This window comes from Protofrankia sp. Cj3 (assembly GCF_917627355.1).
Classification (GTDB): Bacteria; Actinomycetota; Actinomycetes; order Frankiales; family Frankiaceae; genus Protofrankia.
Window position 1 is genome coordinate 13,772 of the sequence record NZ_CAKJTR010000008.1, and the last position, 4,030, is coordinate 17,801.

Genomic DNA, 4,030 nt, shown 5'->3' on the forward strand with positions numbered 1-4,030 from the left:
GGCTCGTCGGTCGCCACCCAACACCAGGGTGATTCCCTCCGCCGCCTTGCGATGTACGCACCCCAGCCCCGCTCCTTGATCCACGCCCCTATTGCCGGGCGCTCTTACCCGGACACCCCGATGCCTGTCCTGGAGCCGGGTAGCTCGCCGCTCTACTTGCTGAAGTGGTAACTTGGCAAGCAAGTAGGTGAGCAAGTCTGGTGGGCCGGGGGGAGGCAGCGGTGGAGCTGGACGCGATTGTCAGGCGGCTGCGGTCGGCCGGTGGCGAGTTGGAGGACGTCGAGGTCAAGCGGGCCGCAGGGGGCCTGCCGCGGAGCGTGGCCGAGACGATGTCCGCGTTCGCCAACTCCCGGGGCGGTCTGCTCATCCTCGGGCTCGATGAGTGCGCCGGATTCAGCCCTGTCGACCTCGGCGATCCGACGGCGCTGCGGGACGAGGTGGTCGCGGTTGCCCGCGGAAAGATCACGCCGCCGCTGGCGCCGAGCGTGGAGCTCGTGCCATTCGAGGGCGCTGTCCTGGTGGTCACCGACATCGACCCGCTGCCACCGGCGCAGCGACCCTGTTACGTCACCGCCAGGGGCCTCTACAACGGCGCGTTCACCCGGATCGGTGACGGGGATCAGCGGCTGACGCCGTACGAGATCGACCGGCTGCGGGAGAACCCCGGGCAGCCCCGCTGGGACGAGGAACCGGTTCCGGAAGCGACGGTTGACGATCTGGACCGGGGTGCGGTCCTGCGTCTGGTTGAGGTCGCGAGCCGTAATTCGCCGCGGGCGTTCGCCGGGTTGAGTGAGCCTGACGCGCTCGTTTCGCTGGGCGTTCTCGTGGCGCACAATGGATTGCTCGTGCCGTCGCTCGCGGGGTTGCTCAGCGTCGGCAGGTATCCCCAGCGGTTCTTCCCGCAGCTGATGGTGTCGGTGGCGGTCTACCCGCATGAGGACGGCAGCCGGCCGGGGCCGGGGGGGGTTCGGTTCCTGGACAGTGCCGCGGTCGGCGGGAACGCCCCGACGATGGTGGCCGACGCGATGCTGGCGGTGCAGCGCAACCTCCGCCGGGCCAGCCGGATCGTCGGTGCCGGGCGTGAGGACATCTGGGAGATCGCGCCTGAGGTGATCAGGGAAGTCGTCGTCAACGCGCTTATGCACCGCGACTACAGCCCGCAGGCCCGCGGCAGTCAGGTCCAGGTGGAGCTGTTTCCCGACCGGTTCACCGTCACCAGTCCCGGTGGGCTGTTCGGCAACGTCCGGCTGGAGACGCTGGGGGAGGCCAGCACCTCATCATCCCGCAACGCCCGCCTCGCAGCCCTGCTGCAGGAGACCGGCGACCCGCTCACCGGACGTCCGGTGGCCGAGAACCGCGGTTCGGGCGTCGGTGCGATGATCAGTCAGGTCCGGCACGACACCGGGCTGGTCCCGCTGTTCAGCGACAGCCTCGACTACTTCCGCGTGACCATTCCGCGGACCTCTCCCGTCACCCCCGAGCTGCGCGCCTGGGCAGCACGGCTCGGCCGGGGCGAGAAACTTTCGGAAGCGCAGCTCGGCGCACTCGCGCTCGCGAAGGCGGGCTACGACATAGACGTGGCCCTGCTGCGCAGGTTGGCTCTGAGCACCGCGGATGCGCGGCGTGAGCTGGGCCATCTGCGCGACCTCGGAATTCTGGTCCCACGTCGGGCCCGGGAGGACGGCGCGTTCCGGCTCGCCTCAGGCCTGCTCGGGACGGTGGCCAGCCAGGCGGCGACAACGCGGCTGGGCCGGCCGGGTACCGGCCTCGCGGACCGCATCCTCGTAGCCCTCGCCGGCACCGATTCAGCCAGCCGGGAGGAGCTGCAGGCGACGACGGGCGCGAGCCGGACCGCGGTTGCGAAAACGCTCGGCACCCTCCTCTCGGGCGGCCAGGTCGAAGCCACCGCGCCGCTGCACAGCCCGTACAGGCGCTACCGGCTCGCCCAGCCCTGAGAGCGCGTTTGAGATCGTCATTCCGGCTCACTGATCGAAAGCCCGATCTCAAACACGCTCTGGGAACCTGTTCCGCGCCGACCACTAAGCCGGGGGCGGAGGTGGCGCTTCGCCCGATCTACCAGACAGTCAGCTACCTACCGCGACGAATCGCTGTACGGAAAGGTTCACGGTCATTCGGGGCCGAGCGCGGTGAGCAACGCGGTTAGCGCGGTCCTCTCGCCGTCCGTGTTGGGACTCGTCGCTCGGAGTGCGCGCAGCACCGTATCGATTTTTCCATCGATCCTGGTCCAGGTGGCTTTGTCCTTCGGTTTCAGGCGCGCTTCGCCTTTGTCCCATTCGGTTTCGAGATCAGTGATGCGGGCCGTGGCGCCAGACTGGTTGCCGGCGTTCAGGAGATCCAGCGTGTCCTGTGTGATTTTTCGGAACTTCGAGAGGTCGCCGAGGGGCGAGGACTGTGCTGTCTGGCCCCTGCTGGGGACCGGCTGTACTATTTGGTTCCCGAAGGAGGCCGGCTGCGTTGGCTGGCCCTCGAAGGGGGTCGGCTGCGTGACGGGAGCCGAGTCTGACGTGTCTGCTTGAAGGGAGGACTTGCGCAGGAAGTATCCCGTCCCTGCGGTAGCAAGAACAAGTGCCACGACGATGACCGTTTGCCACGGTCCTCCTCGTCGCACGGTCTCGTCAGTATCAACAGCAGACGCACTCGGGATGACATCGGCTTTCGTCACCGAGAAATAAATGACGATGCCGAGAATGCCGGCCGAAAAAATGAAGCTCGTCACCGTCGCACCCAGGCCCAGGCCACCCTCGCCTGGTGACTGGGAGAGGTAGTCGCCGATCGACGCTCCAAGCGGGCGGGTCATGATGTAGATGATCCAGAAGGAAAGAATCGGGTTGAGCCCGAATCGCCACCCAATCGCCATGATGGCGATCAGCGATGCCACGATGATTCCTGTCATCAGGTAGCCGATCCCGAGCACCTCGGCCATGAGATCGCCGGTTGCCGTACCGAGCGCGAAGGTGACGAGAACCGTAAGCCAGTAGAATGCTTCTCGTCGTCTGGTGAAGATGGAATGAATGGAGAGTGTCTTCTCGGTCAGATACCATGCGAGGAAGGAGAGACCGAGAAGGGCACCGAAGATCAGGGTGCTTGTTTCGAGCGGCACGCCGACGCTGTCCGTGAGGTTATCGGTCACCAGTGTGCCGAAGACGCTTACGAGCGCCACCGTCAGCCAGTATATGCCCGGTATGTAGCGGTGCGTTCTGAACTGGAAGATCAGCGCGACGGCGAGCAGGACGCCGGTGACGACGGATGTACCCGTCAGGCCAAGGTTCAGGTTGACGTTGAGGAAATCGGCAGCCGATTCACCAACTGTCGTACAGAGCACTTTGATGATCCAGAAGTAGATGGTGACTTCTGGGACTTTGCTGAGCATCTGCCGGCCTCGCAACGATGCCGGGGAACTGTCGTCGTTCACGGCGAGGCGCGTAGGAGTCGTCATGCTGCCACGGTGGCTCAGCAGGCCTGAACAAATCCTGACCACATCGGCGTCAGCGGCGTGTCACGCTCCGGGCAGCGACAGCTCGACAGCCGCGCCGGGCCCGCCGTCGAAAGCCCGTACGCTCCCGCCGGCAGCGGCTGCGAGGCGGTGGACCAGCGCCAGTCCAAGCCCCGCCCCGTCGTGGCCGTCGTGCGGGTCCGCGCGCCAGCCCGGCTCGAACAGGTGCGCCGCCGTGTCGGGGCCAAGCCCGGGCCCGTCGTCACGGATGTCGATGCGGAGCTGGCCGGCGACGACCCGTGCCACCACGTGCACCTGGGTGTGTGCGTAGCGGCGGGCGTTGTCCAGCACCGGCGACAACATCCGCTCGAGCAGGCCGGCATCCACCCCCGCAAGCGTGCTGGCGGGCACCGACATCACCAGTTCCGGCGGGGCGCTCCACCGCCTGGCAAGTCCTTGCAGCACCTCGCCGACGTCGCACCGGTCGGGCAGTCCACCAACGCCTGTGCGGGCGGCGGCCATGAGGGTGTCGAGGATGACCGTCATCCGGTTCGCCGCGTCGGCGATCGGGGGCAG

Annotated in this window: 3 protein-coding genes; 1 reads left to right on the forward strand and 2 read right to left on the reverse strand. The window is 66.9% G+C overall.

What is annotated here, in order from left to right; translation table 11 throughout:
* The first annotated feature begins 200 nt into the window (after positions 1 to 200).
* Positions 201 to 1,955, forward strand: coding sequence for an ATP-binding protein (locus MJ783_RS02035; protein ID WP_239308186.1), 1,755 nt, complete (start codon positions 201 to 203; stop codon positions 1,953 to 1,955).
* Positions 1,956 to 2,128: 173 nt separating this feature from the next.
* Here the strand turns inward: MJ783_RS02035 and MJ783_RS02040 are convergent, their stop codons facing one another.
* Both MJ783_RS02040 and MJ783_RS02045 read right to left on the reverse strand, forming a co-directional pair.
* A complete protein-coding gene (locus tag MJ783_RS02040; protein ID WP_239308187.1) occupies positions 2,129 to 3,391 on the reverse strand; it encodes a hypothetical protein in 1,263 nt (420 codons plus the stop codon).
* Between the two features lie 126 nt (positions 3,392 to 3,517).
* Positions 3,518 to 4,030: sensor histidine kinase KdpD (locus MJ783_RS02045; protein WP_239308188.1), on the reverse strand; the 513-nt coding region annotated here is incomplete at its 5' end.

Excerpts from the sequence above, each read along its gene's own strand:
- MJ783_RS02040 (WP_239308187.1), bottom strand. The coding sequence starts at position 3,391 with ATGCTCAGCAAAGTCCCAGAAGTCACCATCTACTTCTGGATCATCAAA.